Genomic DNA, 26146 nt, shown 5'->3' on the forward strand with positions numbered 1-26146 from the left:
CTTCCGATGGATCAATCGTCGCTGATGGTGATGTTCGGCATCGCCGGTGTCGCCGCTTCCTGCAACACGATCCGCGCGCCGACGTGGCGGGCCAGTTCCTGATAGACCATGGCGATCTGGCTGTCCGGCTCGGCGATCACGGTTGGCTTGCCGCCATCGGCCTGTTCGCGGATCAGCATCGACAGCGGCAGCGAGGCCAGCAATTCGACGCCGTACTGGGTGGCCAGTTTCTCGCCACCCCCTTCACCGAACAGATGCTCGGCATGCCCGCAGTTCGAGCAGATGTGCACCGCCATGTTTTCCACCACGCCCAGCACCGGAATGTTGACCTTGCGGAACATTTCCACGCCTTTGCGTGCGTCGAGCAGTGCCAGATCCTGCGGCGTGGTGACGATCACCGCACCCGCCACCGGGACTTTCTGCGCCAGGGTCAGCTGAATGTCGCCGGTGCCTGGCGGCATGTCGATGACCAGATAATCCAGATCGCCCCACGCGGTTTGCGTAACCAGTTGCAGCAGCGCCCCGGAAACCATCGGCCCGCGCCAGACCATCGGCGTGTTGTCGTCGGTCAGGAAGGCCATCGACATGACTTCCACGCCGTGGGCCTTGAGCGGCACAAACCACTTCTGATCCTTGACCTCAGGACGGGTGCGCTCGGGAATGCCGAACATGATGCCCTGGCTCGGGCCGTAGATATCGGCGTCGAGGATGCCGACTTTGGCGCCTTCGCGCGCCAGCGCCAGCGCGAGATTGGCAGCGGTGGTGGATTTGCCCACGCCGCCCTTGCCGGAAGCGACGGCGACGACGTTCTTGACGTTGGCCAGCCCGGGAATCTGCGCCTGGGCCTTGTGCGCGGCGATCACGCTGGTGACCTCGACGCGAGCGATGACCACGCCGTCGAGGTTTTCGATGGCCAGTTGCAGCAATTGCGCCCAACCGCTCTTGAACAGTCCGGCGGCGTAGCCGATTTCCAGCTGCACATTGACGCGGTCACCGATGATCTCGATGTTTTTCACGCAACCGGCGCTGACCGGGTCCTGGTTCAGGTAAGGGTCGGTGTATTGGCTGAGGACGGCTTCCACCGCTGCGCGAGTGACGGCGCTCATGGGCAACTCCGATAACAAGACTGGAAAGAATGGCGGCTATCGTACGCTGGACACCGATTTGAGGCGAACAGATTACTTGCGCTGAAAAGCCACCGTGGTGAGGGGATTTATCCCCGTTCGGCTGCGCAGCAGTCGTAAAGCCATTGCACTCGGACTATCTGATACATCGAAGTTTGCGGTTTTCGGGCGGCTTCGCCACCCAGCGGGGATAAATCCCCTCGCCACAAGAGCTCTCAAAGTACCCAGTGGCGCAGGGGTGAAAAATATGCGCCGGCGCTTTATAGTGGCCGACCTCCGTTTCATCAAGTAGCGAAGCCCCATGTCCGAGCCACGCAAGATCCTCGTCACCAGCGCCCTGCCCTACGCCAATGGTTCGATTCACCTTGGCCACATGCTGGAATACATCCAGACCGATATGTGGGTGCGCTTCCAGAAGCATCGCGGCAACCAATGCATTTATGTCTGCGCCGACGACGCCCACGGTTCGGCGATCATGCTGCGCGCGGAAAAGGAAGGCATCACCCCGGAACAACTGATCGCCAACGTGCAGGCTGAACACAGCGCCGACTTTGCCGACTTCCTCGTCGATTTCGACAATTTCCACTCCACTCACGCCGAAGAAAACCGTGAGCTGTCGAGCCAGATCTACCTCAAGCTGCGTGACGCCGGGCACATCGCCCAGCGCTCGATCACCCAGTATTTCGACCCGGAAAAGAAAATGTTCCTGGCCGACCGCTTCATCAAGGGCACCTGCCCGAAATGCGGCACCGAAGACCAGTACGGCGACAACTGCGAAAAATGCGGCGCGACCTACGCACCGACCGACCTGAAGGATCCGAAGTCGGCGATCTCCGGCGCCACACCGGTGCTCAAGGATTCCCAGCACTTCTTCTTCAAGCTGCCGGACTTCCAGGAAATGCTTCAGGCCTGGACCCGCAGCGGCACCCTGCAGGACGCCGTGGCCAACAAGATCGCCGAATGGCTGGATGCCGGCCTGCAGCAGTGGGACATCTCGCGCGATGCGCCGTACTTCGGCTTCGAGATTCCGGGCGAGCCGGGCAAGTATTTCTATGTGTGGCTGGATGCGCCGATCGGTTACATGGCCAGCTTCAAGAACCTCTGCAACCGTACGCCGGAGCTGGACTTCGACGCGTTCTGGGGCAAGGACTCGACTGCCGAGCTGTACCATTTCATCGGCAAGGACATCGTCAATTTCCATGCGCTGTTCTGGCCAGCCATGCTCGAAGGCGCCGGCTACCGCAAGCCGACCGGCATCAACGTGCACGGCTACCTGACCGTCAATGGTCAAAAAATGTCCAAATCGCGCGGCACGTTCATCAAGGCCCGCACTTATCTCGATCATCTGTCGCCGGAATACCTGCGCTATTACTACGCAGCCAAGCTGGGCCGTGGCGTCGATGACCTCGACCTGAACCTCGAAGACTTCGTGCAGAAGGTCAACTCCGACCTGGTCGGCAAAGTGGTCAACATCGCCAGCCGTTGCGCCGGGTTTATCCACAAAGGCAACGGCGGCCTGCTGGTCGACAACAATGCCGCGCCGGAGCTGACCGAGGCTTTCCTCGCCGCCGCGCCGAGCATTGCCGACGCCTACGAGGCCCGCGACTTCGCCCGCGCCATGCGTGAAATCATGGCCCTGGCTGACCGCGCCAACGCCTGGATCGCCGACAAGGCGCCGTGGTCGCTGAACAAGCAGGAAGGCAAGCAGGATGAAGTCCAGGCGATCTGCGCCACCGGCATCAACCTGTTCCGCCAGTTGGTGATCTTCCTCAAACCGGTACTGCCGCTGCTGGCCGCTGATGCCGAGGCGTTCCTCAACGTCGCGCCGCTGACCTGGAATGACCACACCACCCTGCTGGCTAATCACCAGCTCAACGAATTCAAGCCGTTGATGACCCGCATCGACCCGGTAAAAGTGCAAGCCATGACCGACGCATCGAAAGAAGACCTGACCGCCAGCCAGACCGACACTGGCGAAGCCAAGCCTGCGGGCAACGGCGAACTGGCCAAGGATCCGCTGTCGCCGGAAATCGATTTCGACGCCTTTGCCGCCATCGATTTGCGCGTCGCTTTGATCGTCAAGGCCGAACACGTCGAAGGCGCCGACAAGCTGCTGCGCCTGACCCTCGACATCGGTGACGAGCAACGCAACGTGTTCTCCGGGATCAAGAGCGCCTACCCGGACCCGTCCAAGCTCGACGGTCGCCTGACCATGATGATCGCCAACCTCAAGCCACGGAAAATGAAGTTCGGTATTTCCGAAGGCATGGTGATGGCGGCGGGCCCTGGTGGTGAAGAGATTTACCTGCTGAGCCCGGACAGCGGCGCCAAGCCGGGTCAGCGCATCAAGTAAGAGGTTGCCGTAAAACGATCCCACCGACGTGCTCTGCATGCCGGTGGGATTTTTCATATCTGGCCCGATAGTGCCTACCCTTAAGAGACACCCGCCCGTTTCGCTGGCAGAACCATGACCGAACTCGTGTTAACGCTGATCAGTGCTGCGCTGCTCAACAACTTCGTGTTGCACTGGCCGCTGGGCGTCGCTCCGCTGCTGGCGGGCAGCCGACGCCAGGTCCATGCGCTGGGGTTGGCGACGTTGTGCCTGATGGTGGTGGTCGGCGTTATCGGTCAGGCGATCTGGCAGTGGATATTGGTGCCGTTGCAGCTTGAAGCGCTGCGCCTGTTCGTGTTTCTGCCATTGAGTGTGTTGTTGATCGCGCCGCTGCTGAAACTGCTGGCGCGCGGCCTGCCCGATTGGCCGTTCGCTGGATTGTGGCCGCTGCTGCTGGGCAGTGCCGGGGTACTCGGGCTGGCCTTGATCAATGCGCAAAACGATCATGGCCTGCTGCACGCGACAGCTTTGAGTCTGGGTGCAGGGCTGGGTTTCTGGCTGGTGCTGAGCGTGTTCTGCGACCTGCGCGAGCGCACGGTCGACAACGATATTCCCCTGCCCTTTCGCGGCCTGCCGATCGATCTGATCAGCGCCGGACTGGTCGCAGTGATTTTTCTCGGATTCAGTGGATTGATCAAAACATGAGTCTGATTCAACGCATCGATGCCCTGCTGCCGCAGACCCAATGCGGCAAGTGCGGCCATCCCGGATGCAAACCGTATGCGCAAGGCATTGTTGACGGCGAGCCGATCAACAAGTGCCCGCCGGGCGGCGAGGAGACCATCGTCGCCCTGGCCGAGCTGTTGAAAATACCGGTCCTGGAACTGGACATCAGCCGTGGCCCGGCACCGCCGCAAATCGCCTTTATCCGCGAGGCCGAATGCATCGGCTGCACCAAGTGCATTCAGGCGTGCCCGGTCGACGCCATCGTCGGCGCGGCAAAACTCATGCACACGGTGCTGATCGACGAGTGCACCGGTTGTGATCTGTGCGTTGCGCCGTGCCCGGTTGACTGCATAGAAATGCATCCTTTGCCTGCGAACACGATCCCAGTGGTTGGCGGTCTCGCATTCGATCTCGAAGAACAGCGCGCCCGCGCTGAAAAGCGTGACCATGCGCGCCAGCGTTTCGAGCGCCGCAACCAGCGCTTGCTGCATGAAGAACAGCAAAAGCAGGCTGAACGTGAAGCGCGAGCCGCGCGTGCGGCACAACCGCAAGTATCGACCGCCGACCCGGTGCAGGCTGCGCTGGAGCGGGTGCGTGCACAAAAAGCCGCGAACGCTGATGCGGCGCTGAAGAAGGCCAAGGTCGATGTGGCGATGAGTCGAGCGCAACTGCACAAATCGCTGAAAGCCTTCGGTCACCCGCCGACGTTCGAGCAGCAGTCGCAATTGATCGTCCTGCAGCAACAATTCGAAGCCGCCGAGCAGGCGCTGGCGAATCTGGAAAGCAGCCAAACGGTGATTCCCGCCGTTCCCGCAACTACCAACGACGCCGAACTGAAGCGAGCCAAGATCCAGTTGGCCATGCGCCGCGCCGAGTTGAAAAAGGCTCAGGCAGCGGAGGCTGCGCCGGAGCAGATCGCAGCACTGGAGCAAGCCGTGAGTGACGCCGAGCGCCGGGTGCAAGACCATGCCGCCCCTTGAGCCAGTGGACGATCGCCTGCAACAGGCGATGAACACCGTGCTGCTGGCCGCTGCGCCGGGTCTGCTCGCTTTATTCTGGCTGTATGGCTGGGGCGTGTTGATCAACCTTTCCCTGGCGGTTGTCAGTGCTTTGCTCGTCGAAGCGGGCGTCGCCTGTCTGCGTCGGCAAGCGGTGCAAGCGGCAATGCGTGATGGCAGCGCGCTGGTCAGTGCGATGTTGCTGGCCGCCGCGCTGCCGGCTTATTGCCCTTGGTGGCTGACGGTCATTGCGACCGCTTCAGGTCTGTTGTTCGGCAAACATCTGTATGGCGGCGTCGGCAAAAACCCGTTCAACCCGGCGATGCTTGGCTTTGTCCTGAGCATGGTGCTGTTCCCGCAAGCGATGACCCATTGGCCCGCTCATGGCCTGGATTTTCTTGCGGCGCTGCAACAGGTTTTCAGTCCAGCGCAGGCGCCGGACGCTTGGGTGCAAGCCACGGCACTGGACAGTCTGCGCATCAATAAAAGCCTGACCATGCAGGAGCTGTTCGCCAGCAACCCGGCCTTCGGCCGTTTCGGCGGGCGCGGTGTGGAATGGGTGAATCTGGCGTTTCTGCTCGGCGGCCTGTGGCTGTTGCAGCGGCGGATCTTTTCCTGGCACGCACCGGTGGGCATGCTCGCCAGTCTGTTCGTCATCAGCCTGTTGTGCTGGAACGGCTCGGGGTCGGATTCCCATGGTTCGCCGCTGTTTCACCTGCTCAGCGGCGCGACCATGCTCGGTGCATTTTTTATTGTGACCGAGCCGGTGTCCGGCGCGAAAAGCGCCCTTGCCCGCCTGCTGTTCGGTGTTGGCGTCGGCCTGCTGACTTATCTGATTCGCACGTGGGGTGGTTACCCGGACGGCGTCGCGTTTGCGGTATTGCTGATGAATCTTCTGGTGCCGGCACTCGAACGCTTCGCCCTCAGCCGCCAGTCGAAGGTGAACGCGTGAATCGCTCAGCGAGTGTCGCGACGGTGGTGCTGCTGGCACTCGTTGGCATGAGTACGACATATGTGCTGCAGCGCAGCAATGCGCCGCAGATTGCCAGCGAGCAGCGCTTGCTCGACAGCCGCAAATTGCTCGATGTCATGCCTGCCGCGCTCTACGACAATCAGCCGCTGGAGCAACCGCTGACGCTCGCCGAGCCTGCTTTGCGCCATAGCACGCTGTCGGGCGGCTATCGAGCGACCCGCTCCGGTCAGACAGTCGCGGTGCTGTTGCGCAGTCGCAGTGAAGGTTACGCAGGTACTCTGGAACTGCTGATTGCCATTGATGCTAATGGCAAACTTTTAGGCGTGAAAACCCTTGAGCAGCGCGAAACGCCAGGATTGGGTGGTTACATCGGTGCATGGCCGAATGCCTGGCTTCAGGCCTTCATCGGCAAATCCCGTACTGAGCCCACAGACGCCGGTTGGGCGCTGAAAAAGGATCAGGGGGAGTTCGATCAAATCGCTGGCGCGACCATTACCTCCCGTGCCGCCATTGACGCAATTCATGACGCACTGCGTTATTTCGATGAGCATCGGGCGCTGCTGTTGGGGACTGGCCCATGAAGCGCACGGTGAATTTATTGATGCTGGTGCCCCTACTGGGCGCCACACCAACATTCAGCGCTGCACTGGGGATAACCTTGATGCTCAGCGCGGTACTCGGTGTATTTGCCGTCTGCATGTCGCCGCTGCGCGAGCGCCTCACGGGCACCCGTGCATTGCTCGCCAGCCTGATAATCGCCGCGACGTTGACCAGTTGCGCGGATATTGTGGCGCAACGCTGGTTTTTGCCATGGCAGCAGACGTCTGAGCTCTACATAGGGCTGATCGCCTTGCACTGCGTCGTGTTTGAATACCACGGTGCCTTCCGCGAGCCCGTCGCTGTCAGCTTCAAACGCTGCGCAATGTTCGGCGCGCTCATGCTGGTAGTCGGCGGGCTGCGCGAGATTATCGGTTATGGCAGCCTTGGCCGAGGCCTTTCGGAGCATTGGCCAGGTCTGGTTTTGTTCCCCGAAGGACTGCGTCTGATTACGCTGGTTCCCGGCGCTTTGGTTTTACTGGGCCTGCTTCTCGCCGCCCGTCAGGCGTGGACACGCCGCAACTCTGTCATCAAGGAAACGCATCGCCCATGAATGCTGCAAAACGTCTTGAGATATTTCGCCGACTGCACGAAGACAATCCCGAGCCGAAAACCGAACTGGCCTACTCTTCGCCGTTCGAGCTACTGATTGCGGTGATTCTTTCGGCGCAGTCCACCGATGTCGGCGTCAACAAGGCGACTGCCAAACTCTTTCCCGTCGCCAATACACCCGCCGCGATTCATGCGCTGGGTGTCGAGGGACTGTCCGAGTACATCAAGACCATTGGCCTCTACAACAGCAAGGCGAAAAACGTCATTGAAACCTGCCGTTTGCTGGTTGAGCGTCATGGCGGTGAAGTCCCGCAAACCCGGGAAGAACTGGAAGCCTTGCCGGGCGTCGGGCGCAAGACCGCCAACGTGGTGCTCAACACCGCTTTCCGTCAATTGACCATGGCGGTCGACACGCACATTTTCCGCGTCAGCAATCGCACCGGCATCGCGCCGGGGAAAAATGTGGTGGAAGTTGAAATGAAGTTGATGAAGTTTGTACCGAAAGAATTCCTGCTCGACTCTCATCACTGGCTGATTTTGCACGGTCGTTATGTTTGCCTGGCGCGTAAACCGCGCTGCGGCAGCTGCCGCATCGAAGATCTATGCGAATACAAACATAAAACTTCTGACGATTGAGCGGTCATCGGTTTTTCGCATCCATCGATTGAAAAAATCTTTTTTACCCGCCGCAGTAATGTCGATATAAGGAGCGCCAAAGGCAGTCTTAGCCGGGAGTTGACTTCATGAGTACCGACACAGAGCAACTGGATGTAGAAGAGGATCTTATTGCCACCGACGCCGATGAGGTCGAACCGGTGGTTGAAGTGGCCAAGACCAACCTTAGCAAGCGTCGCACAATCGACAACCTGCTTGAGGAGCGCCGACTGCAAAGGCAATTGGCCGACTACGATTATGATCTGTGATATCTGAAGGCCTCCCGAGACGGAGGCTTTTCATTTTTTGCGACAACCGAGCTTGATCGGCCCATGACGTTCTCAGCTGTCGAATCGTTCAAACCAGGCCGTTACGCTGCGCCAGCTCGATCAGATCAACCAGAGAGCGCGCATTGAGTTTCAGCAACAGGCGAGTCTTGTAGGTACTCACAGTCTTGTTGCTCAAAAACATGCCATCGGCGATTTCCTTGTTGGTCTTGCCGCGCGCCAACTGCTGTAACACCATCATTTCCCGCCCGGACAGACGATCAACCATGTCCGCTTCACTCGCATTGCCCAGACTGGTGCGCACAGTGTGCAGCGCCTGATTGGGGAAATAGCTGTAGCCGGACAGAACTGCCTTGATCGCACTGAGCAACTCGGTCAAATCCTGCTGCTTGCACACGTAACCCGCTGCGCCCGATTGCATGCAACGCATTGAAAAATGTCCGGGAGCCTGGGAAGTCAGCACCAGCACTTTCACCGGCATGGCAGTGGAGGTCAGGCGCGCAATAACTTCCAGCCCGTCGAGTTTGGGTATTCCAATATCCAGGATGACAAGATCGGGTATTTGTTCACGAGCAATTTGTAGTGCATCAACGCCATTATCCGTTTCTGCAATGACTTCGTAGCCATGCCGTTCCATCAGCATACGTACCGCAAGTCGAATGACGGGGTGGTCATCCACGATCAGCACTTTATTCATGGGCAAGTCCAGTTTTCGCTGTTCGAATTTTTAGAACACGCACGATATCCCAGTCACTTGCTTCAAGGCATGGCAACTTTTACACGCATTTGCATCCAGAGACATTCCCTACAGGCATTGAGGATAATTCCCACAAATTCGCTGCCCTTGCCCCATTGCAACCGCCTTCCGATCTTTCATACACCGGCGGAGTTTGATCTTCATGCAGTCGAGTCCTACGCCATGGTGGGTCGTTGGAAAACTTCAACAGGCGCAATTACGAACCTTCATACACGATGATTTACCTGTCAAATTGGCCTTGGGCAAGCACTGGGACATACGACGTAACGAACCGACACAACCACCTGTTCGACACAACATCGTTGATTCTATAAAACTTTAGTTAACAGCCGCGCACTTACACAAGCGCCTTTACTATCGCTGAAACAACCAACTTAAACTAGACAAACCATGTAGAAGCAAAACAATGCTAAAGATAAAAAACAAAATCACCAACCCCATGACAGTCATCGCCATATTTGCAATTCTTTCGGAAACCTCGGCGGCGGTATCGTTACCATTTCTCGATAACAAGGACCGGGAAATTTACGTCTGGTTTCTGATCAGTTTCCCCTTTTACTTGTTATTCCTGTTCTTTATCACTCTCAACTTCAATCATCGCTCGCTTTACTCGCCTTCAGACTTCGGCAAAGACAAAAGCTTTTTGAAAACCACTCAAAATAACCAGAGGGACGAATCCTTTCGCGAAGCAGGCGAGCGTTGTGCTTTTGAGCTGACCAGTTGCATCGTGTCGGGTAAAACCGGGCCAGGCCGAGTGCCGATTCCCTGCAGAGTTCACAACGCGCCGGACCCACCGCTCGGTCCACGCGACCCATCCCATCCGGTTATGCAGAATATCAAGCTGTCACCCTGGGTAAGTGAACTGAACATCATTGACGCAAGAGAAGTTGATGCAGCGAAGGAATTCGATGCCATCTTCGAAACGCTAAAAGGCGTCGATAAAAAGCACGCGCGGGTTCTCGTATTTCTTTGTAATCATGCGTCGGACGCGCTTGCCCACTCCGCATTGCAACAGATCAGGCAGGCCAAGAAAGGCTCAGGAGCCACACTGTGCATCGTATATAACCTGTGTTCGCAGACGGTGACATTACTGGGACGAACCAGCTGAACCGGGTCAAGACTGCGCGCAGATACACGAGGGAGCCTGATGAACCAGAAAAAAAAGATGAAAAAAAGGCGGCCCTCAACAGGCCGCCATTTTTATTGCGCGTCGGTCTGAGCCACTCAGAACAACTTGCGGCCCTTGTTGGCAGCAATGCGCATGCGCAGCGCGTTGAGCTTGATGAAGCCCGCCGCATCCGCCTGATTGTAAGCACCGCCATCTTCTTCGAAGGTGGCGATGTTGGCGTCGAACAGCGAATCGTCGGACTTGCGGCCGGTGACGATGACGTTGCCCTTGTACAGCTTCAGGCGCACTACGCCGTTCACGTTGACCTGCGAAGCGTCGATCATCTGTTGCAGCATCAGACGCTCAGGGCTCCACCAGTAGCCGGTGTAGATCAGGCTGGCGTACTTGGGCATCAGCTCGTCTTTGAGGTGAGCGACTTCGCGGTCCAGAGTGATCGATTCGATGGCGCGGTGAGCGCGCAGCATGATGGTGCCACCCGGGGTCTCGTAGCAGCCACGGGACTTCATGCCGACATAACGGTTTTCGACGATGTCGAGACGACCGATGCCGTGCTCGCCGCCGATCTTGTTCAGCGTCGCCAGTACGGTGGCCGGGGTCATTTCGACGCCGTCCAGTGCGACGATGTCGCCGTTGCGGTAAGTCAGTTCCAGGTACTGCGGGGTGTCGGGAGCCTTCTCCGGGGAGACGGTCCAGCGCCACATGTCTTCCTCGTGCTCGGTCCAGGTGTCTTCCAGCACGCCGCCTTCATAGGAGATGTGCAGCAGGTTGGCGTCCATCGAGTACGGGGATTTTTTCTTGCCGTGGCGTTCGATCGGGATCGCGTGCTTCTCGGCGTAGTCCATCAGCTTCTCGCGCGACAGCAGGTCCCACTCGCGCCAAGGGGCGATGACTTTCACGCCTGGCTTGAGCGCGTAAGCGCCCAGTTCGAAGCGCACCTGGTCGTTGCCCTTGCCGGTGGCGCCATGGGAAATGGCGTCGGCGCCGGTTTCGTTGGCGATTTCGATCAGGCGCTTGGCGATCAGCGGACGGGCGATGGAAGTACCCAGCAGGTACTCGCCTTCGTAAACGGTGTTGGCGCGGAACATCGGGAACACGAAATCACGCACGAACTCTTCGCGCAGATCGTCGATGTAGATTTCTTTGACGCCCATGGCCTGAGCCTTGGCGCGGGCCGGCTCGACCTCTTCGCCTTGACCGAGATCGGCGGTGAAAGTCACCACTTCACAGTTATAAGTATCCTGCAGCCACTTGAGGATCACCGAAGTGTCCAGGCCGCCGGAATACGCCAGAACGACCTTGTTTACGTCCGCCATGCCATCACTCCACGGGGTTCTACGGAAAGCCGGGGAGTCTACCGCTCAAACGCGATAATTTACAGAGGCGCGACAGCTTAAGACGACAAAGCGACAGAATCTGTCGAGAGCGCGACGATGACCGGCGAGTCAGGAAGTCGCTGCGGCGGTGGCTGGCGTACTCGCTTGCGGCGCTGGCGCAGGGGCTGTGGTCGGTGCCACACGCGACAGTTTCACGTTGACCCGGCGATTCTTCGCACGATTGGCCTTGCTGGTGTTCGGCACGATCGGATACTGCTCGCCGTGGAAACGCACGGTGATCTGCGATTCCTGAATGCCGTTGGCCTTGAAGAAATCCACCACCGCCAGCGCGCGGCGGCGCGACAATTCGCGGTTGGTCAGGCGATTGCCGCTGTTGTCGGAATGGCCGTCGAGGTCAATGTGGTTCACCGTCGGGTCGGCCTTCATGTATTCGAGCATCACTTGCAGCTTGGCCTTGGCAGCCGGGTCCAGCTCAACGCCTTCGCCGGGAAAGCCTATCTGCGATTGCTTGATCTGGTCGAAATTCTGCGGCAGCAATTTCGCCACGCAGCCTTGGTAGTCGTTGAACGCCTTGCTGAATTTCACCGGCAACAAACGCACTTCCGACACCCGGCCATCGCCAGACGCACGGCGAACTACCGGGCTACGGCCGTCCAGCAGACCGCTGATCAGCCCACCGGCCTGGGATTGCGAGCTGTTGAACAACACATTGCCACTGCCCAGCCGTACCGAGCCCAGATTGATATCGCCGCGCCCCGGCTGCCACGGTGCAGCGGCAGCGAGCAACGTCGCCGAGCCGCCACCAAGCATGGCGTTGTAGGCATTCAGGCGAAAGATCGCCTGCTCACCGGCCTTGCGCACGAACTCGCCCGAGCCGAAATCGGTGATCGGTTGCGTCAGGCGGCATTCGAACTGGTCGCCGGCGACCGTCCACTCAATGTTCTCCAGACGGGTCTGGTAAGTCAGCGCCATCGCGGGAAGGCTGGCAAACACACTGAGCAGGGCTAAATAACGCTGGCGCACGGGAGGCTCCATTGGCTTGTGAAACACAAACACCGATTCACACAATGTTTACGGCATACCTTCGGGATATCGGACGCTTGTGGCAAAACTTGATAGCGGGTGCCTGCAAGAGTCTTTTCCGGTAGCATTCGCCTCAGTTTGACCCGCCTGGAATCCCCTCATGTCCGACCGCCTGACCCTGCTGCGTCCCGACGACTGGCACATTCATCTTCGCGATGGTGCCGTGTTGAACAATACCGTTGCCGATGTGGCCCGCACCTTCGGGCGCGCGATCATCATGCCGAACCTGGTACCGCCGGTGCGCAACGCCGCTGAAGCCGACGGCTATCGTCAGCGCATTCTCGCTGCCCGCCCGGCCGGCAGTCAGTTCGAGCCGTTGATGGTGCTGTACCTCACCGACCGCACCCAACCGGAAGAAATTCGTCAGGCCAAGGCCAGCGGTTTCGTCTACGCCGCCAAGCTTTACCCGGCCGGCGCGACCACCAATTCCGATTCCGGCGTGACCAGCATCGACAAGATCTTCCCGGCGCTGGAAGCCATGGCCGAAGTCGGCATGCCGCTGTTGATCCACGGTGAAGTCACCCGTGGCGACGTCGATGTGTTCGACCGCGAAAAGATCTTCATCGATGAGCACATGCGCCGCGTGGTCGAGCGCTTCCCGACGCTGAAAGTGGTGTTCGAGCACATCACCACCGGTGACGCCGTGCAATTCGTCAACGAGGCTTCGGCCAACGTCGGCGCGACCATCACCGCGCACCACCTGTTGTACAACCGTAACCACATGCTGGTGGGCGGGATTCGGCCACATTTCTATTGCTTGCCGATCCTCAAGCGCAACACCCATCAGGAAGCCTTGCTCGATGCCGCCACCAGCGGCAGCGCCAAGTTCTTCCTCGGCACCGACTCGGCGCCCCACGCCCAGCACGCCAAGGAAGCCGCCTGCGGTTGCGCCGGTTGCTACACCGCCTACGCCGCCATCGAGATGTATGCCGAAGCGTTTGAACAGCGTAATGCGCTGGACAAGCTCGAAGCCTTCGCCAGCCTCAACGGCCCGCGTTTCTACGGCCTGCCGGCAAACACCGATCGCATCACCCTGGTTCGCGAAGAATGGACCGCCCCAACCAGCCTGCCATTTGGCGAGCTGACCGTTATCCCGCTGCGCGCCGGTGAAAAACTGCGCTGGCGCCTGCTGGAGGAACACGCGTGAGTGAAGAGCATTTCGACGATGAGCTGGACGGTCAAAGTGGTGGCGGCGGTTCCCGTCACCCGATGGCAGCGCGTTTTCGCGGCTACCTGCCGGTTGTCGTCGACGTAGAAACCGGTGGCTTCAACGCAGCCACCGATGCCCTGCTGGAGATTGCCGCGACCACCATCGCCATGGATGAAAAGGGTTTCGTCTACCCGGATCACACCTACTTCTTCCGCGTCGAGCCATTCGAAGGTGCGAACGTTGAAGCGGCAGCGCTGGAGTTCACCGGGATCAAGCTCGATCACCCGCTGCGCATGGCCGTCAGCGAAGAAACCGCACTGACCGACATTTTCCGTGGCATCCGCAAGGCGCTGAAAGCCAACGGCTGCAAACGGGCGATTCTGGTCGGGCACAACAGCAGCTTCGATCTGGGCTTTCTCAACGCCGCAGTCGCGCGGCTGGACATGAAGCGCAACCCGTTCCACCCGTTCTCCAGTTTTGACACCGCGACCCTGGCGGGTCTGGCGTACGGTCAGACAGTGCTGGCGAAAGCCTGTCAGGCCGCCGGCATCGATTTCGACGGTCGTGAGGCGCACTCGGCGCGCTACGACACCGAAAAGACCGCTGAGCTGTTCTGCGGCATCGTCAATCGCTGGAAACAGATGGGCGGCTGGGAAGACTTCGACGACTGATCCTCGGCGAACAAATCCCGCGCATAAAAAAACCGGCCACATGGGCCGGTTTTTTTCTACCTCGACGTTGCGCCTTACAGGGCAGCAGCGTTTTCGGTCAGGTAAGCCGCAACGCCTTCTGGCGAAGCGTTCATGCCTTTGTCGCCTTTCTTCCAGTTGGCCGGGCAGACTTCGCCGTGCTCTTCGTGGAATTGCAGCGCGTCGACCAGACGGATCAGCTCTTCCATGTTACGGCCCAGCGGCAGGTCGTTGATGATCTGCGAGCGAACCACGCCTTTGTCGTCGATCAGGAACGCGCCGCGGAAAGCCACGCCGCCTTCGGATTCAACGTCGTAAGCCTTGGCGATGTCGTGCTTCATGTCGGCAGCCATGGTGTATTTCACCTGGCCGATGCCGCCATTGTTCACTGGAGTGTTGCGCCAGGCGTTATGGGTGAAGTGCGAGTCGATCGACACAGCGATCACTTCAACGTTGCGCGCCTTGAAGTCAGCCATGCGGTTGTCCAGAGCGATCAGCTCGGACGGGCAGACGAAGGTGAAGTCCAGCGGGTAGAAGAACACCAGGCCGTATTTGCCTTTGATGGCCGAGGACAGGGTGAAGCTGTCAACGATCTCGCCATTGCCGAGTACGGCCGGGACGGTGAAGTCTGGGGCTTGTTTGCCTACGAGTACGCTCATTGATATCTCCTGGTGTAGAAACTTGAAGTTCAGGGTCCGGGCCAGCCTGTCACCCTCAGGCGACAGCCCTGTGACACGAACCCTCTTCGCAAGGGACGACCATCATACACTGCGTGTTTGGCCTGTCCGTAACGGATTTTCCCTGTTCGGTTATCCACTGCGTATTCATGGGGTCAGACGCGCATTTGGAAAATACCGTTCGTCAGTCGCTGGGAAATTGGCTGCGAAGCGTTCCGAAAGCACTTTGACAATCATTCTCGTTAACATTAAGATCCATCGCAATTGAGTCACAACCAGCGACGGTTCTTACTTATGTATGTTTGCCTCTGCACTGGCGTCACCGACGGACAGATCCGCGAAGCGATCTATGAAGGTTGCTGCAGCTACAAAGAAGTTCGCCAGGCCACCGGCGTCGCCAGCCAGTGCGGCAAATGCGCCTGCCTTGCCAAGGAAGTGGTGCGCGAAACCCTGACCAAGCTGCAAACCGCCCAGGCCGCGATCCCTTACCCTGTAGAATTTACTGCTGCGTAAATGCCCCCATTTCAAAGAACCGGACTTCGCGTCCGGTTTTTTTATGCCTGAAAATCAATTGCTTAGCGTCCAGACGCGGAACACAAACATTCTTATTCCGATTAATTTTCATTTATTATTCAATAACTTAGGTTTGACACTTATAAACACCAAGCTCAAACTCCGCCTTATATACAGTTAATACAGGGCAGGACTCCGATCATGAAAGGCGACATTACAGTCATCCAGCATCTCAACAAGATCCTTGCCAATGAGCTGGTCGCGATCAATCAGTACTTCCTGCATGCGCGCATGTATGAAGATTGGGGTCTGAACAAGCTCGGCAAGCACGAATATCACGAATCCATCGACGAGATGAAACACGCGGACAAGCTGATCAAGCGCATCCTGTTCCTTGAAGGCCTGCCAAATGTGCAGGACCTGGGCAAGCTGCACATCGGCGAACACACCCGCGAAATGCTCGAATGCGACCTGCGCATCGAAAAGACCGGCCACGCTGACCTGAAAGCCGCCATCGCCCATTGCGAAACCGTTGGCGACTTCGGCAGCCGTGAACTGCTCGAAGACATTCTCGAGTCGGAAGAAGAACACATCGACTGGCTGGAAACCCAGCTCGGCCTGATCGACAAGATCGGCCTGGAAAACTATCTGCAGTCGCAGATGGGCGAAGAGTAGGCGCTGTCGAGTGAAACGAGGCTGCGATCTTTATCGATTTCAGCCTTGATACTCAGTCAACTCATATAACCAACAAAAAGCCCCGCCCTCTTTCGAGGTGCGGGGCTTTTTGCTGGCCGAATATCAAAAGATCGCAGCCTCGTTTCACTCGACAGCTCCTACGGGAGACGCGTCGTCGAGCGAAACTCTATGAACGTAGAATCAGGCTTCGGACTTGTTCGCCGCTGCCGCTTCGACAGCCGCCTTGATGGTGCTTTGCAGCGAACCGTCTGCAGCCATCTCGGTCATGATGTCGCTGCCGCCGACCAGCTCACCGCCGACCCACAGTTGCGGGAAAGTCGGCCAGTTGGCGTACTTTGGCAGGTTGGCGCGGATTTCCGGGTTCTGCAGGATGTCCACGTACGCGAACTTTTCACCACAGGCCATCACGGCTTGCGCAGCTTTTGCGGAGAAGCCGCACTGCGGGGCATTCGGCGAGCCTTTCATGTAAAGCAGAATGGTGTTGTTGGCAATCTGCTCTTTAATCGTTTCGATGATATCCATGGAGCACCTCGGCTGAACTTTCCGACTCAGAGGTCGGCACGGTGGCGCATTGTAACGGAATCCCGAGCGCCATGCTCGGTCTCCCCGACAGACCCGCTCAAGCCGCCGCCACTGTCACCGGCACACCGTTCAACGCCGCGTTGCCCGACAGTTCGTCAAGCTGGCACTCGTCGGTCAGGTCGTTGGCGCTCGACCCCGGCTGGCCGCTGGCGATCGCCATCTGCACGCCCGGGCGCGCGTGGCCCCAACCGTGGGGCAGGCTGACCACGCCTTTCATCATGTCGAGACTGGCGAGCACTTCCACCTCGATCTGCCCGACCCGCGAACTCACCCGAACCCGTTGCCCGTCGGCCAGGCCACGGCTGGCCAGATCATCCGGGTGCATCAGCAACTGATGCCGCGGCTTGCCCTTCACCAGTCGATGGAAGTTGTGCATCCACGAATTGTTACTGCGCACATGGCGGCGGCCGATCATCAACAATTCATCGGCAGCCGGCGCCTGCAACGCGGCAAAGCGAGCGAGGTCAGCGAGAATTTCCGGCGGTGCGGCCTGGATACGCTGATTCGGCGTTTTCAGACGTGATGCCAGATTCGGTTTCAGCGCACCCAGATCCACGCCATGCGGATGATCGAACAGCGTCGCCAACGACAACTTGTGCTCGGACGCATCGCCGTAGCGGCCCATACGCAGGCCCATGTCGATCATCTTCGCCGGCGGCATCGTCGGTTTCAGTTCTTTACCGGTTTTCTCGGCGAAAGCCTTGGCCAAACCGACGAAGATCTCCCAGTCGTGCAGCGCACCCTCGGGCTTGGCGAGGATCGCGCGATTGAAGCGGGTCACGTTACGCACCGCAAACAGGTTGAAAGTGGTGTCGTAGTGATCGTTTTCCAGCGCCGAGGTCGACGGCAGGATCAGATCGGCATAGCGCGTGGTTTCGTTGATGTACAGGTCGATGCAGAGCATGAAGTCGAGGCCATCCAGCGCCTGCTCCAGTTGCCGGCCGTTGGGTGTCGACAACACCGGGTTGCCGGCCACGGTGATCAGCGCGCGGATCTGCCCCTCGCCCTCGGTGAGCATTTCTTCGGCCAGCGCCGAGACCGGCAACTCGCCGCCGTATTCAGGACGACCGGAAACGCGGCTCTGCCATTTGTTGAAATGCCCGCCCGAGGTCGACGCCACCAGATCCACAGCGGGTTCGGTGCACAGTGCACCACCAACGCGGTCGAGGTTGCCGGTGACCAGGTTGATCAACTGCACCACCCAATGACACAAGGTACCGAAGGCCTGGGTCGAAACGCCCATGCGTCCATAGCAGACGGCGCTTGGCGCGGCAGCGAAGTCGCGGGCGAGTTGGCGGATCTGCTCGGCAGGCACCGCGCAGAGCGGGCTCATGGCTTCGGCGCTGAACGCCGCCACGGCGTTGCGCACCTCATCCAGGCCATCGACCGGCAAATGGCTGTCGCGGGTCAGGCCTTCGCTGAACAGCGTATTGAGCATGCCGAACAACAGCGCCGCATCGCCGCCCGGGCGAACGAATACATGTTGATCGGCCATCGCTGCGGTTTCGCTGCGCCGCGGATCGACCACCACCACTTTGCCGCCACGTGCCTGAATAGCCTTCAGGCGCTTCTCGACATCCGGCACGGTCATGATGCTGCCGTTGGACGCCAGCGGATTGCCGCCGAGAATCAGCATGAAATCGGTGTGGTCGATGTCCGGGATCGGCAACAGCAGACCGTGGCCGTACATCAGATAGCTGCTGAGGTGATGCGGCAATTGATCGACTGAAGTGGCCGAATAACGATTGCGGGTTTTCAGCAACCCCAGGAAGTAATTGCTGTGGGTCATCAGGCCGTAGTTGTGCACGCTCGGATTGCCCTGATACACCGCAACGGCGTTCTGGCCGTGACGTTCCTGAATCGACGCGAGTTTCTCGGCCACCAGCGCAAACGCCTCGTCCCATTCGATCGGCAGCCATTCGCTGCCGACGCGGCGCATTGGCTGACGCAGCCGGTCGGGATCGTTTTGAATGTCTTGCAGAGCCACGGCTTTCGGGCAGATATGGCCGCGGCTGAAGGTGTCGAGGGCATCGCCCTTGATCGAGGTGATCGCGACATCGCCATCGGTTTCCGTAGTTTCGATGGTCAGCCCGCAAATGGCTTCGCACAGGTGGCACGCACGGTGGTGAAGAGTCTTGGTCATGGCCAGTCTCTGTCTTGTTCGGGGGCAGGCAATCACGCCCGCGGGAACAAAACTATGGCCCGTGCGCGGAGCAGGCGCCAGCGACGTTCGTCTCGTGAATCGACGGTTATCAGGGCAGCCGATAAACCGTCGCGATCAGTTCGAAGGCAACTGCGGCGGTGCGGCCAGCTGGATTTCCTGGATGGTTTCGATCTGCTCGTGGGCGACGTGGACGCCGGTGAGCTCGCCGATCAACCGCCAGTGCTCATCGAGCCCGGCGCTGATGGTGGCCATGCGATCGATCATGTGTCGGCCGGCGGATTTGACCACTTCGTCGTCACTGCGCAGCAACTCGAAAGACATCGAGGTGACTGACGCGGTGAGATGGGTCAGAGAGCGAGCCGTGTGGCCCAGCAGCTCCATTAACAGTTGTTCTTTCGATTCCATGCGGAGGCTTCCTGCGTCGCTCGAAACTTATTTATAACCCAGCACTTTGCTTTAGCAAATGTTTCAGTCTGAACATCCGACCAAGCGAATCGGTGGCGCAGCGTTCGCAAACCGACCAGGATCGCTGCGGTGCCGTCGCGGCGCATTGCCAAGCGCGGCGGCGCCAGTGTACAAAGAGGCTCACCGCTGTACTGAATCCGGCTTCAACATGCGTGTTCGAAATGCTCGGTCCGCGCTCCGAATCCCGCTGACAAAAGTACCCTATTGGAAAAACGCGACATTTAGTGTCAATATCGCGCCTTCCCCTATTTCGTCGCCCCGTGCGGCTTACGCCGCAGGTCTCGCCCGTTGTTCCGTTAAACAAGGCTTTGAGCATCTGCGGTCTGTAGCAAAAAGGTAGTCAATGATGAGCGCAAGGCACTTTCTCTCCCTGATGGATTGCACGCCCGAAGAGCTGGTCAGCGTGATCCGTCGAGGCGTTGAGCTCAAGGACCTGCGTAACCGCGGCGTACTGTTCGAGCCTCTGAAAAACCGCGTGCTGGGGATGATCTTCGAAAAATCCTCGACCCGTACCCGGATCTCCTTCGAAGCCGGCATGATCCAGCTCGGCGGCCAGGCAATCTTCCTGTCCCCGCGCGATACCCAACTGGGCCGTGGCGAGCCGATCAGCGATTGCGCCATCGTCATGTCGAGCATGCTCGATGCGGTGATGATCCGCACCTTCGCCCACAGCACCCTCACCGAATTCGCCGCCAACTCGCGCGTACCGGTGATCAACGGCCTGTCCGATGATCTGCACCCGTGCCAGTTGCTCGCCGACATGCAGACCTTCCTCGAACACCGTGGCTCGATCCAGGGCAAGACCGTGGCCTGGATCGGTGACGGCAACAACATGTGCAACAGCTATATAGAAGCGGCGATCCAGTTCGACTTCCAGTTGCGCGTTGCCTGCCCGGAAGGCTACGAGCCGAACCCGGAATTCGTCGCCCAGGCTGGTGATCGCGTGACCATCGTCCGCGATCCGCAAGACGCCGTGCGTGGCGCGCATCTGGTCAGCACCGACGTCTGGACTTCGATGGGTCAGGAAGAGGAAACTGCCAAGCGCCTCAAGCTGTTCGCGCCGTTTCAGGTCAACCGTGCCTTGCTCGACCTCGCTGCCGAGGACGTGCTGTTCATGCACTGCCTGCCGGCGCACCGTGGCGAAGAAATCAGTCTCGACCTGCTCGATGACCCGCGCTCCGTCGCCTGGGATCAGGCAGAAAACCGTCTCCACGCACAGAAGGCCCTGCTCGAGTTCCTCGTTGAACCGGCATATCACCACGCATGAGCCATGAATTACTGCTGAACCTGCGCAACCTCGCTTGCGGCTACCAAGATCAACGCGTGGTGCAGAACCTCAATCTGCACCTCAACGCCGGCGACATCGGCTGCCTGCTCGGCTCGTCTGGCTGCGGCAAGACCACCACCCTGCGCGCAATCGCCGGTTTCGAACCGGTGCATGAAGGCGAAATCACCCTCGGTGGCGAAACCCTGTCCAGTGCCGGTTTCACCCTGGCGCCGGAGAAACGCCGGATCGGCATGGTGTTTCAGGACTACGCGCTGTTCCCGCACCTGAGCGTGGCCGACAACATCGCTTTCGGCATTCGCAAGCACCCGAACAAGGCGCGCGTGGTCGAAGAGCTGCTGGAACTGGTCAACCTGAAAAACCTCGGCAAGCGCTTCCCCCACGAATTGTCCGGCGGTCAGCAACAGCGCGTCGCCCTCGCCCGCGCCCTGGCGCCGGAGCCGCAGTTGCTGCTGCTCGACGAGCCGTTCTCCAATCTCGATGGCGAACTGCGCCGCAAGCTCAGCCATGAGGTGCGCGACATTCTCAAGGCTCGTGGCACCAGTTCGATTCTGGTCACCCACGATCAGGAAGAAGCGTTCGCCGTCAGCGATCACGTTGGCGTGTTCAAGGAAGGTCGGCTGGAACAGTGGGATACGCCCTACAACCTCTATCACGAACCGGCGACGCCGTATGTCGCCAGTTTCATCGGTCAGGGCTATTTCATTCGCGGCCAGCTCGTCACCCCGGAATCGGTGCAGACCGAGCTGGGTGAACTGCGCGGCAACCGTGCTTACACCTGGCCGATTGGCGGTGCGGTGGATGTGCTGTTGCGTCCGGATGACATTGTTTACGCGCCGGACAGCGCGTTGAAGGCGCAGATTGTCGGCAAGACATTCCTCGGCGCGGCGACCTTGTATCGCCTGCAACTGCCGACCGGCGCGCAGCTGGAATCGATCTTCCCCAGCCACGCCGATCATCTGGTTGGCGCGCAGGTCGGGATTCGCGTAGCGGCGGATCACCTGGTGCTGTTCCAGGCTTCGGGCAGCACGGCGGCGCAGATTCCGGCGGTGGAAAACGGCGTCCGTCGGTTCAGCACCAGCTTCTGATCGGCGCGGGATCAAAATTGTGGGAGCGAGCCTGCTCGCGAATGCGGTGTTTCAGTCGCCGAAGATGTTGACTGAAAGACCGGTTTCGCGAGCAGGCTCGCTCCCACAGTTGGTTTTGCGTCAGCCTAAAAACAGCGTACCGCTGGCCACCAGCGTCGCATTGCCGCCAATCTTCACCCGCTCACCTTCCAGCCGACAAAACAACTCGCCGCCCCGCGCCGAGCGCTGGCACGCGGTCAGATTCGCTTTGCCCAGACGCTTGGACCAGTACGGAATCAGGCTGCAATGCGTCGAACCAGTCACCGGGTCTTCATTGATACCGATCGCCGGGGCGAAATAGCGCGAGACGAAGTCGTGCTGATTGCCACGCGCGGTGACGATTGCACCCAGCCATGGCAGTTTCGCCAGCGCCGCCATGTCCGGTTTGCAGTCGAGCACGGCCTGCTCCGATTCCAGCACCACGAACAGTTCGTTGGAGCCGAGCACATCAACAGCCTCGACACCCAGCGCCCGCTCGACATCCAGCGTCACGCCGATTTCCGAAGGCACGATGGTCGGGAAATCCAGCCACAGCCGGTCGCCTTCGCGGCTGACACTCAACGGCCCGGACTTGCAGATGAAGTCGATGCGCTCGGCACTTTCCTTATAGATTTCGAACAGTACAAACGCGCTGGCCAGGGTCGCATGCCCGCACAGCGGCACTTCAGTAGTCGGAGTGAACCAGCGGATATGCCAGGCTTGCGCTTCGCGCACCAGAAACGCAGTCTCCGCCAGGTTGTGTTCGGCGGCGATCTTCTGCATCAAGTCATCGGCCAGCCAGCTGTCGAGCCGATAGACCATCGCCGGGTTGCCACTGAACGGCCGATCACTGAACGCGTCGACCTGATGAAACGCAAGCTGCATGACTTTCTCCCTGAATTGGTCGACCGAGCATGCATCGGCGGCCCGGATCAGTGCCAGTGACAGAAGCGCAATTTTTTCTTCATACAGCTGGCGCGCATTTTAAGCCCGGCCGATATCGGCGAACTGCGCCTGAGTGTGCTCGGCCAGCACCGCCGGTGCCAATTCCACCTCCAGTCCTCGCCGCCCGGCACTCACATAAATAGTCGCGAACCTCTGAGCGGAACTGTCGATGAAGGTGCGCAGGCGTTTCTTCTGCCCGAGCGGGCTGATGCCGCCCAACAGGTAGCCGGTGGAGCGTTGCGCGGCAGCGGGATCAGCCATTTCGGCTTTCTTCACTCCAGCGGCATGGGCCAGCCCTTTGAGATCAAGCGTTCCGACGACCGGCACCACAGCCACCAGCAGTTCGCCTTTTTCACTGGCGGCCAGCAGGGTTTTGAACACTTGCGCCGGTTCGAGCCCGAGCTTCTCCGCCGCCTCCAGCCCATAGGACGCGGCTTTCGGATCATGTTCGTAACTGTGCACGCGATGTTCGGCACGAACTTTTTTCAACAAGTCCAACGCTGGGGTCATGGCAGCTCCGGGTTCGGCAATCTTTGAAAAAACCTGCGGCAGATTCTAGGTCATCGTTGGGCAAAAGGCTCTATTCCAAGCCGCGAATCCCGTGGCTTCGCGCCGCATTCAAGCTGATCGCCGCGCTGATCATTCACATGGCGAATAGTTTTATTGTGACCGACAGTTCACTTTCGACCTTTGACAGGTTTGTTTCTTGTCTATATTTTTTCGAATCTGAATAATGTAAGAATCATGCTCAACGCAGTACCCAGCAGTAACCCGGGAACCGAATGGGGATTCCGACCCGGTGAAGATCGCGCCCTGCTCCGTTGGCAAGGCGCCACACAAGAAAAAGAACCGAGGTTTTCAATGACAGCTGCTTTACCGCAACCATCGCTTTCCGGCCAATGCATGGCCGAATTCCTGGGCACCGCCCTTCTGATCTTCTTCGGCACCGGTTGTGTCGCCGCGCTCAAAGTCGCGGGCGCCAGCTTCGGCCTGTGGGAGATCAGCATCATCTGGGGCGTCGGCGTGAGCATGGCGATCTACCTCACCGCCGGGGTTTCCGGCGCGCACCTGAACCCGGCAGTGAGCATTGCTCTGGCAATCTTCGCTGACTTCGAAAAGCGCAAACTGCCGTTCTACATCCTTTCGCAGATTGCCGGCGCCTTCTGCGGCGCATTGCTGGTCTACACGCTCTACAGCAATCTGTTCTTCGATTACGAACAAACCCACCAGATGATTCGTGGCTCGGCCGCCAGCCTTGAATTGGCGTCGGTGTTCTCCACCTACCCGAACCCGGTGCTGTCGACGGCCCAGGCATTTCTGGTCGAGATGATCATCACCGCGATCCTGATGGGCGTGATCATGGCCCTGACCGATGACAACAACGGCCTGCCACGCGGCCCGATGGCGCCGCTGCTGATCGGTTTGCTGATTGCCGTGATCGGCAGTGCGATGGGTCCGCTGACCGGTTTCGCGATGAACCCTGCGCGTGACTTCGGTCCGAAACTGATGACTTTCTTTACCGGTTGGGGTGAAATTTCCTTCACCGGTGGTCGTGATATTCCGTATTTCCTGATTCCGATTTTTGCACCGATTGTCGGTGCCTGCCTCGGCGCTGCCGGGTATCGCGGGCTCATCGCCCGTCACCTGACCGGCGCCACACCTGCTACAAAGGATGCAGAACCGGCCATTGACGGCAAACCAAGAACTTCTTGAAACAGTCGGCGCCGGCTCCTGCCCATCCGAGCCGGCGCCACGGCCCACTCTCGTTTTTTTCGTCCAAGGCAATCGACATGACCGACATTCAGAACAAGAACTACATCATTGCCCTTGATCAGGGTACGACCAGTTCGCGCGCGATCATCTTCGACCGCGACGCGAACGTAGTCTGCACCGCGCAGCGCGAATTCGTTCAGCATTACCCGCAGGCCGGTTGGGTCGAGCACGACCCGATGGAAATCTTCGCCACCCAGAGCGCGGTGATGGTTGAAGCGCTGGCCCAAGCCGGCCTGCACCACGACCAGGTTGCCGCGATCGGTATCACCAACCAGCGTGAAACCACCGTGGTCTGGGACAAGACCACCGGCCGCCCCGTGTATAACGCGATCGTCTGGCAGTGCCGCCGCAGCACCGAGATCTGCCAGCAGCTCAAGCGCGATGGCCACGAAGACTACATCCGCGACACCACCGGCCTGGTCACCGACCCGTACTTCTCCGGCACCAAACTGAAGTGGATCCTCGACAACGTCGAAGGCAGCCGCGAGCGTGCGCGCAACGGCGAGCTGCTGTTCGGCACCGTCGATAGCTGGCTGATCTGGAAATTCACCGGCGGCAAGGTGCACGTCACCGACTACACCAACGCCTCGCGCACCATGCTCTTCAACATTCACTCGCTGGAGTGGGACTCGAAGATGCTGGAGATCCTCGACATCCCGCGCGAGATGCTCCCGGAAGTCAAAGCGTCCTCGGAAATCTACGGTCGCACCAAGAGCGGCATCGCCATCGGCGGCATCGCCGGCGACCAGCAAGCGGCACTGTTCGGGCAGATGTGCGTCGAGCCGGGCCAGGCGAAAAACACCTACGGCACCGGTTGCTTCCTGCTGATGAACACCGGCGACAAAGCGGTGAAATCCCAGCACGGCATGCTCACCACCATCGCCTGCGGCCCGCGCGGCGAAGTGGCTTATGCTCTGGAAGGCGCCGTGTTCAACGGCGGTTCGACCGTGCAATGGCTGCGTGATGAACTGAAAATCGTCAACGACGCCCACGACACCGAATACTTTGCCAACAAGGTCAAGGACAGCAACGGTGTGTATCTGGTGCCGGCGTTCACCGGTCTCGGCGCGCCGTACTGGGACCCGTATGCCCGTGGCGCACTGTTCGGCCTGACGCGCGGCGTCCGCGTGGATCACATCATCCGCGCCGCGCTGGAGTCGATCGCCTACCAGACCCGCGACGTACTCGACGCCATGCAACAGGATTCCGGCGAACGCCTCAAAGCCCTGCGCGTGGACGGCGGTGCGGTGGCGAACAACTTCCTCATGCAGTTCCAGGCCGACATCCTCGGCACCCAGGTCGAACGCCCGCAAATGCGCGAAACCACCGCACTCGGCGCGGCTTATCTGGCCGGTCTGGCCTGCGGTTTCTGGGGCAGCCTGGAAGAACTGCGCGGCAAGGCAGTGATCGAGCGCGAGTTCGAACCGAGCCTTGACGAAACCGAGAAAGAGAAACTCTACAAAGGCTGGAAAAAAGCCGTCAGCCGCACCCGTGACTGGGCGCGTGAGGACGCCGAATAAGCCAACGTGCAGTTCCAGAAGGGTATCTAACTGGT

27 protein-coding genes are annotated in these 26146 nt (G+C 59.4%); 17 read left to right on the top strand and 10 right to left on the bottom strand.

Annotation, left to right across the window (positions count from 1 at the left end):
* Positions 1–11 precede the first annotated feature (11 nt).
* Positions 12–1106: an iron-sulfur cluster carrier protein ApbC gene (gene apbC / locus NF676_RS21390; protein ID WP_024014150.1), complete on the bottom strand. Its 1095-nt coding sequence runs from the start codon at positions 1104–1106 to the stop codon at positions 12–14.
* A gap of 319 nt (positions 1107–1425) precedes the next feature.
* On the opposite strand from apbC, the gene metG reads away from it, so the two are divergent.
* The 8 genes from metG to NF676_RS21430 all read left to right on the top strand — a co-directional run bounded on the left by metG (position 1426) and on the right by NF676_RS21430 (position 8225).
* The gene (metG, locus tag NF676_RS21395) at positions 1426–3477 is read left to right on the top strand and encodes a methionine--tRNA ligase (RefSeq protein WP_041479859.1); all 2052 of its coding nucleotides are present in this window, start codon (positions 1426–1428) and stop codon (positions 3475–3477) included.
* Between the two features lie 114 nt (positions 3478–3591).
* Entirely contained in the window at positions 3592–4161 is a 570-nt protein-coding gene (locus NF676_RS21400) for an Rnf-Nqr domain containing protein (RefSeq protein ID WP_252886733.1), read from the top strand.
* Positions 4158–5162: an electron transport complex subunit RsxB gene (gene rsxB / locus NF676_RS21405; RefSeq protein ID WP_252886734.1), complete on the top strand. Its 1005-nt coding sequence runs from the start codon at positions 4158–4160 to the stop codon at positions 5160–5162. Before NF676_RS21400 ends, rsxB begins: the two co-directional genes overlap by 4 nt.
* On the top strand, positions 5149–6132 hold the full coding sequence (locus tag NF676_RS21410; RefSeq protein ID WP_252886735.1) for an RnfABCDGE type electron transport complex subunit D: 984 nt from the start codon (positions 5149–5151) through the stop codon (positions 6130–6132). The genes rsxB and NF676_RS21410 overlap by 14 nt, the downstream gene beginning before the upstream one ends.
* Positions 6129–6734: an RnfABCDGE type electron transport complex subunit G gene (locus NF676_RS21415; protein WP_252886736.1), complete on the top strand. Its 606-nt coding sequence runs from the start codon at positions 6129–6131 to the stop codon at positions 6732–6734. Before NF676_RS21410 ends, NF676_RS21415 begins: the two co-directional genes overlap by 4 nt.
* Positions 6731–7303, top strand: coding sequence for an Rnf-Nqr domain containing protein (locus NF676_RS21420; protein ID WP_150741899.1), 573 nt, complete (start codon positions 6731–6733; stop codon positions 7301–7303). The genes NF676_RS21415 and NF676_RS21420 overlap by 4 nt, the downstream gene beginning before the upstream one ends.
* A complete protein-coding gene (nth, locus tag NF676_RS21425) occupies positions 7300–7938 on the top strand; it encodes an endonuclease III (RefSeq protein WP_016773410.1) in 639 nt (212 codons plus the stop codon). The genes NF676_RS21420 and nth overlap by 4 nt, the downstream gene beginning before the upstream one ends.
* Before the next feature lie 107 nt (positions 7939–8045).
* A complete protein-coding gene (locus NF676_RS21430) occupies positions 8046–8225 on the top strand; it encodes a PA3496 family putative envelope integrity protein (protein WP_041479865.1) in 180 nt (59 codons plus the stop codon).
* Positions 8226–8313: 88 nt separating this feature from the next.
* Here the strand turns inward: NF676_RS21430 and NF676_RS21435 are convergent, their stop codons facing one another.
* Entirely contained in the window at positions 8314–8940 is a 627-nt protein-coding gene (locus NF676_RS21435; protein WP_016773408.1) for a response regulator transcription factor, read from the bottom strand.
* A gap of 466 nt (positions 8941–9406) precedes the next feature.
* Here NF676_RS21435 and NF676_RS21440 point away from each other — a divergent pair, with 466 nt between their 5' ends.
* Entirely contained in the window at positions 9407–10108 is a 702-nt protein-coding gene (locus NF676_RS21440) for a hypothetical protein (protein ID WP_095181788.1), read from the top strand.
* Between the two features lie 116 nt (positions 10109–10224).
* Here the strand turns inward: NF676_RS21440 and NF676_RS21445 are convergent, their stop codons facing one another.
* Together NF676_RS21445 and NF676_RS21450 are read right to left on the bottom strand one after the other, a co-directional pair.
* Positions 10225–11442 carry an argininosuccinate synthase gene (locus NF676_RS21445; protein WP_007953201.1) on the bottom strand — a complete coding sequence of 406 codons (1218 nt, stop codon included), beginning with the start codon at positions 11440–11442 and terminating at the stop codon, positions 10225–10227.
* A 129-nt stretch (positions 11443–11571) separates the two neighbouring features.
* A complete protein-coding gene (locus NF676_RS21450) occupies positions 11572–12486 on the bottom strand; it encodes a flagellar protein MotY (protein WP_041479867.1) in 915 nt (304 codons plus the stop codon).
* A 160-nt stretch (positions 12487–12646) separates the two neighbouring features.
* On the opposite strand from NF676_RS21450, the gene pyrC reads away from it, so the two are divergent.
* Both pyrC and rnt read left to right on the top strand, forming a co-directional pair.
* A complete protein-coding gene (pyrC, locus tag NF676_RS21455) occupies positions 12647–13693 on the top strand; it encodes a dihydroorotase (RefSeq protein ID WP_252886737.1) in 1047 nt (348 codons plus the stop codon).
* On the top strand, positions 13690–14367 hold the full coding sequence (gene rnt / locus NF676_RS21460; RefSeq protein WP_041479868.1) for a ribonuclease T: 678 nt from the start codon (positions 13690–13692) through the stop codon (positions 14365–14367). Before pyrC ends, rnt begins: the two co-directional genes overlap by 4 nt.
* 74 nt (positions 14368–14441) lie before the next feature.
* Here rnt and NF676_RS21465 read toward each other — a convergent pair whose 3' ends face one another.
* The gene (locus NF676_RS21465) at positions 14442–15044 is read right to left on the bottom strand and encodes a peroxiredoxin (protein WP_003227723.1); all 603 of its coding nucleotides are present in this window, start codon (positions 15042–15044) and stop codon (positions 14442–14444) included.
* A 312-nt stretch (positions 15045–15356) separates the two neighbouring features.
* On the opposite strand from NF676_RS21465, the gene NF676_RS21470 reads away from it, so the two are divergent.
* Positions 15357–15575: a bacterioferritin-associated ferredoxin gene (locus tag NF676_RS21470; RefSeq protein WP_003227725.1), complete on the top strand. Its 219-nt coding sequence runs from the start codon at positions 15357–15359 to the stop codon at positions 15573–15575.
* Between the two features lie 201 nt (positions 15576–15776).
* On the top strand, positions 15777–16250 hold the full coding sequence (bfr, locus tag NF676_RS21475; protein ID WP_016773403.1) for a bacterioferritin: 474 nt from the start codon (positions 15777–15779) through the stop codon (positions 16248–16250).
* A gap of 201 nt (positions 16251–16451) precedes the next feature.
* Here the strand turns inward: bfr and grxD are convergent, their stop codons facing one another.
* The 3 genes from grxD to plzR form a co-directional block, all read right to left on the bottom strand.
* Positions 16452–16793: a Grx4 family monothiol glutaredoxin gene (gene grxD, locus NF676_RS21480; RefSeq protein WP_016773402.1), complete on the bottom strand. Its 342-nt coding sequence runs from the start codon at positions 16791–16793 to the stop codon at positions 16452–16454.
* Positions 16794–16890: 97 nt separating this feature from the next.
* Positions 16891–18996: a molybdopterin oxidoreductase family protein gene (locus NF676_RS21485; protein ID WP_252886738.1), complete on the bottom strand. Its 2106-nt coding sequence runs from the start codon at positions 18994–18996 to the stop codon at positions 16891–16893.
* A gap of 135 nt (positions 18997–19131) precedes the next feature.
* Positions 19132–19422, bottom strand: a complete 291-nt coding sequence (plzR, locus tag NF676_RS21490) for a PlzR type 4 pili assembly inhibitor (RefSeq protein ID WP_041479870.1) — start codon at positions 19420–19422, stop codon at positions 19132–19134.
* Positions 19423–19828: 406 nt separating this feature from the next.
* Here plzR and argF point away from each other — a divergent pair, with 406 nt between their 5' ends.
* Together argF and NF676_RS21500 are read left to right on the top strand one after the other, a co-directional pair.
* Positions 19829–20749 (top strand): ornithine carbamoyltransferase, encoded by a 921-nt coding sequence (gene argF, locus NF676_RS21495; protein WP_024014160.1) that lies wholly within the window; start codon positions 19829–19831, stop codon positions 20747–20749.
* Positions 20746–21855: an ABC transporter ATP-binding protein gene (locus NF676_RS21500; protein WP_252886739.1), complete on the top strand. Its 1110-nt coding sequence runs from the start codon at positions 20746–20748 to the stop codon at positions 21853–21855. The genes argF and NF676_RS21500 overlap by 4 nt, the downstream gene beginning before the upstream one ends.
* Before the next feature lie 120 nt (positions 21856–21975).
* Here NF676_RS21500 and NF676_RS21505 read toward each other — a convergent pair whose 3' ends face one another.
* Positions 21976–22758 carry a PhzF family phenazine biosynthesis protein gene (locus NF676_RS21505; protein ID WP_252886740.1) on the bottom strand — a complete coding sequence of 261 codons (783 nt, stop codon included), beginning with the start codon at positions 22756–22758 and terminating at the stop codon, positions 21976–21978.
* 99 nt (positions 22759–22857) lie between these two features.
* Positions 22858–23328, bottom strand: coding sequence for a Cys-tRNA(Pro) deacylase (gene ybaK, locus NF676_RS21510; protein ID WP_252886741.1), 471 nt, complete (start codon positions 23326–23328; stop codon positions 22858–22860).
* Positions 23329–23679: 351 nt separating this feature from the next.
* Between ybaK and NF676_RS21515 the strand changes: the two genes are divergently transcribed.
* Positions 23680–24531 carry an MIP/aquaporin family protein gene (locus NF676_RS21515; protein ID WP_041479875.1) on the top strand — a complete coding sequence of 284 codons (852 nt, stop codon included), beginning with the start codon at positions 23680–23682 and terminating at the stop codon, positions 24529–24531.
* Between the two features lie 77 nt (positions 24532–24608).
* Positions 24609–26111, top strand: coding sequence for a glycerol kinase GlpK (gene glpK, locus NF676_RS21520; protein WP_024014162.1), 1503 nt, complete (start codon positions 24609–24611; stop codon positions 26109–26111).
* Positions 26112–26146: the final 35 nt, after the last annotated feature.

Origin of the sequence: Pseudomonas siliginis (assembly GCF_024072275.1) — a bacterium.
Taxonomy (GTDB): Bacteria; Pseudomonadota; Gammaproteobacteria; order Pseudomonadales; family Pseudomonadaceae; genus Aquipseudomonas; species Aquipseudomonas siliginis.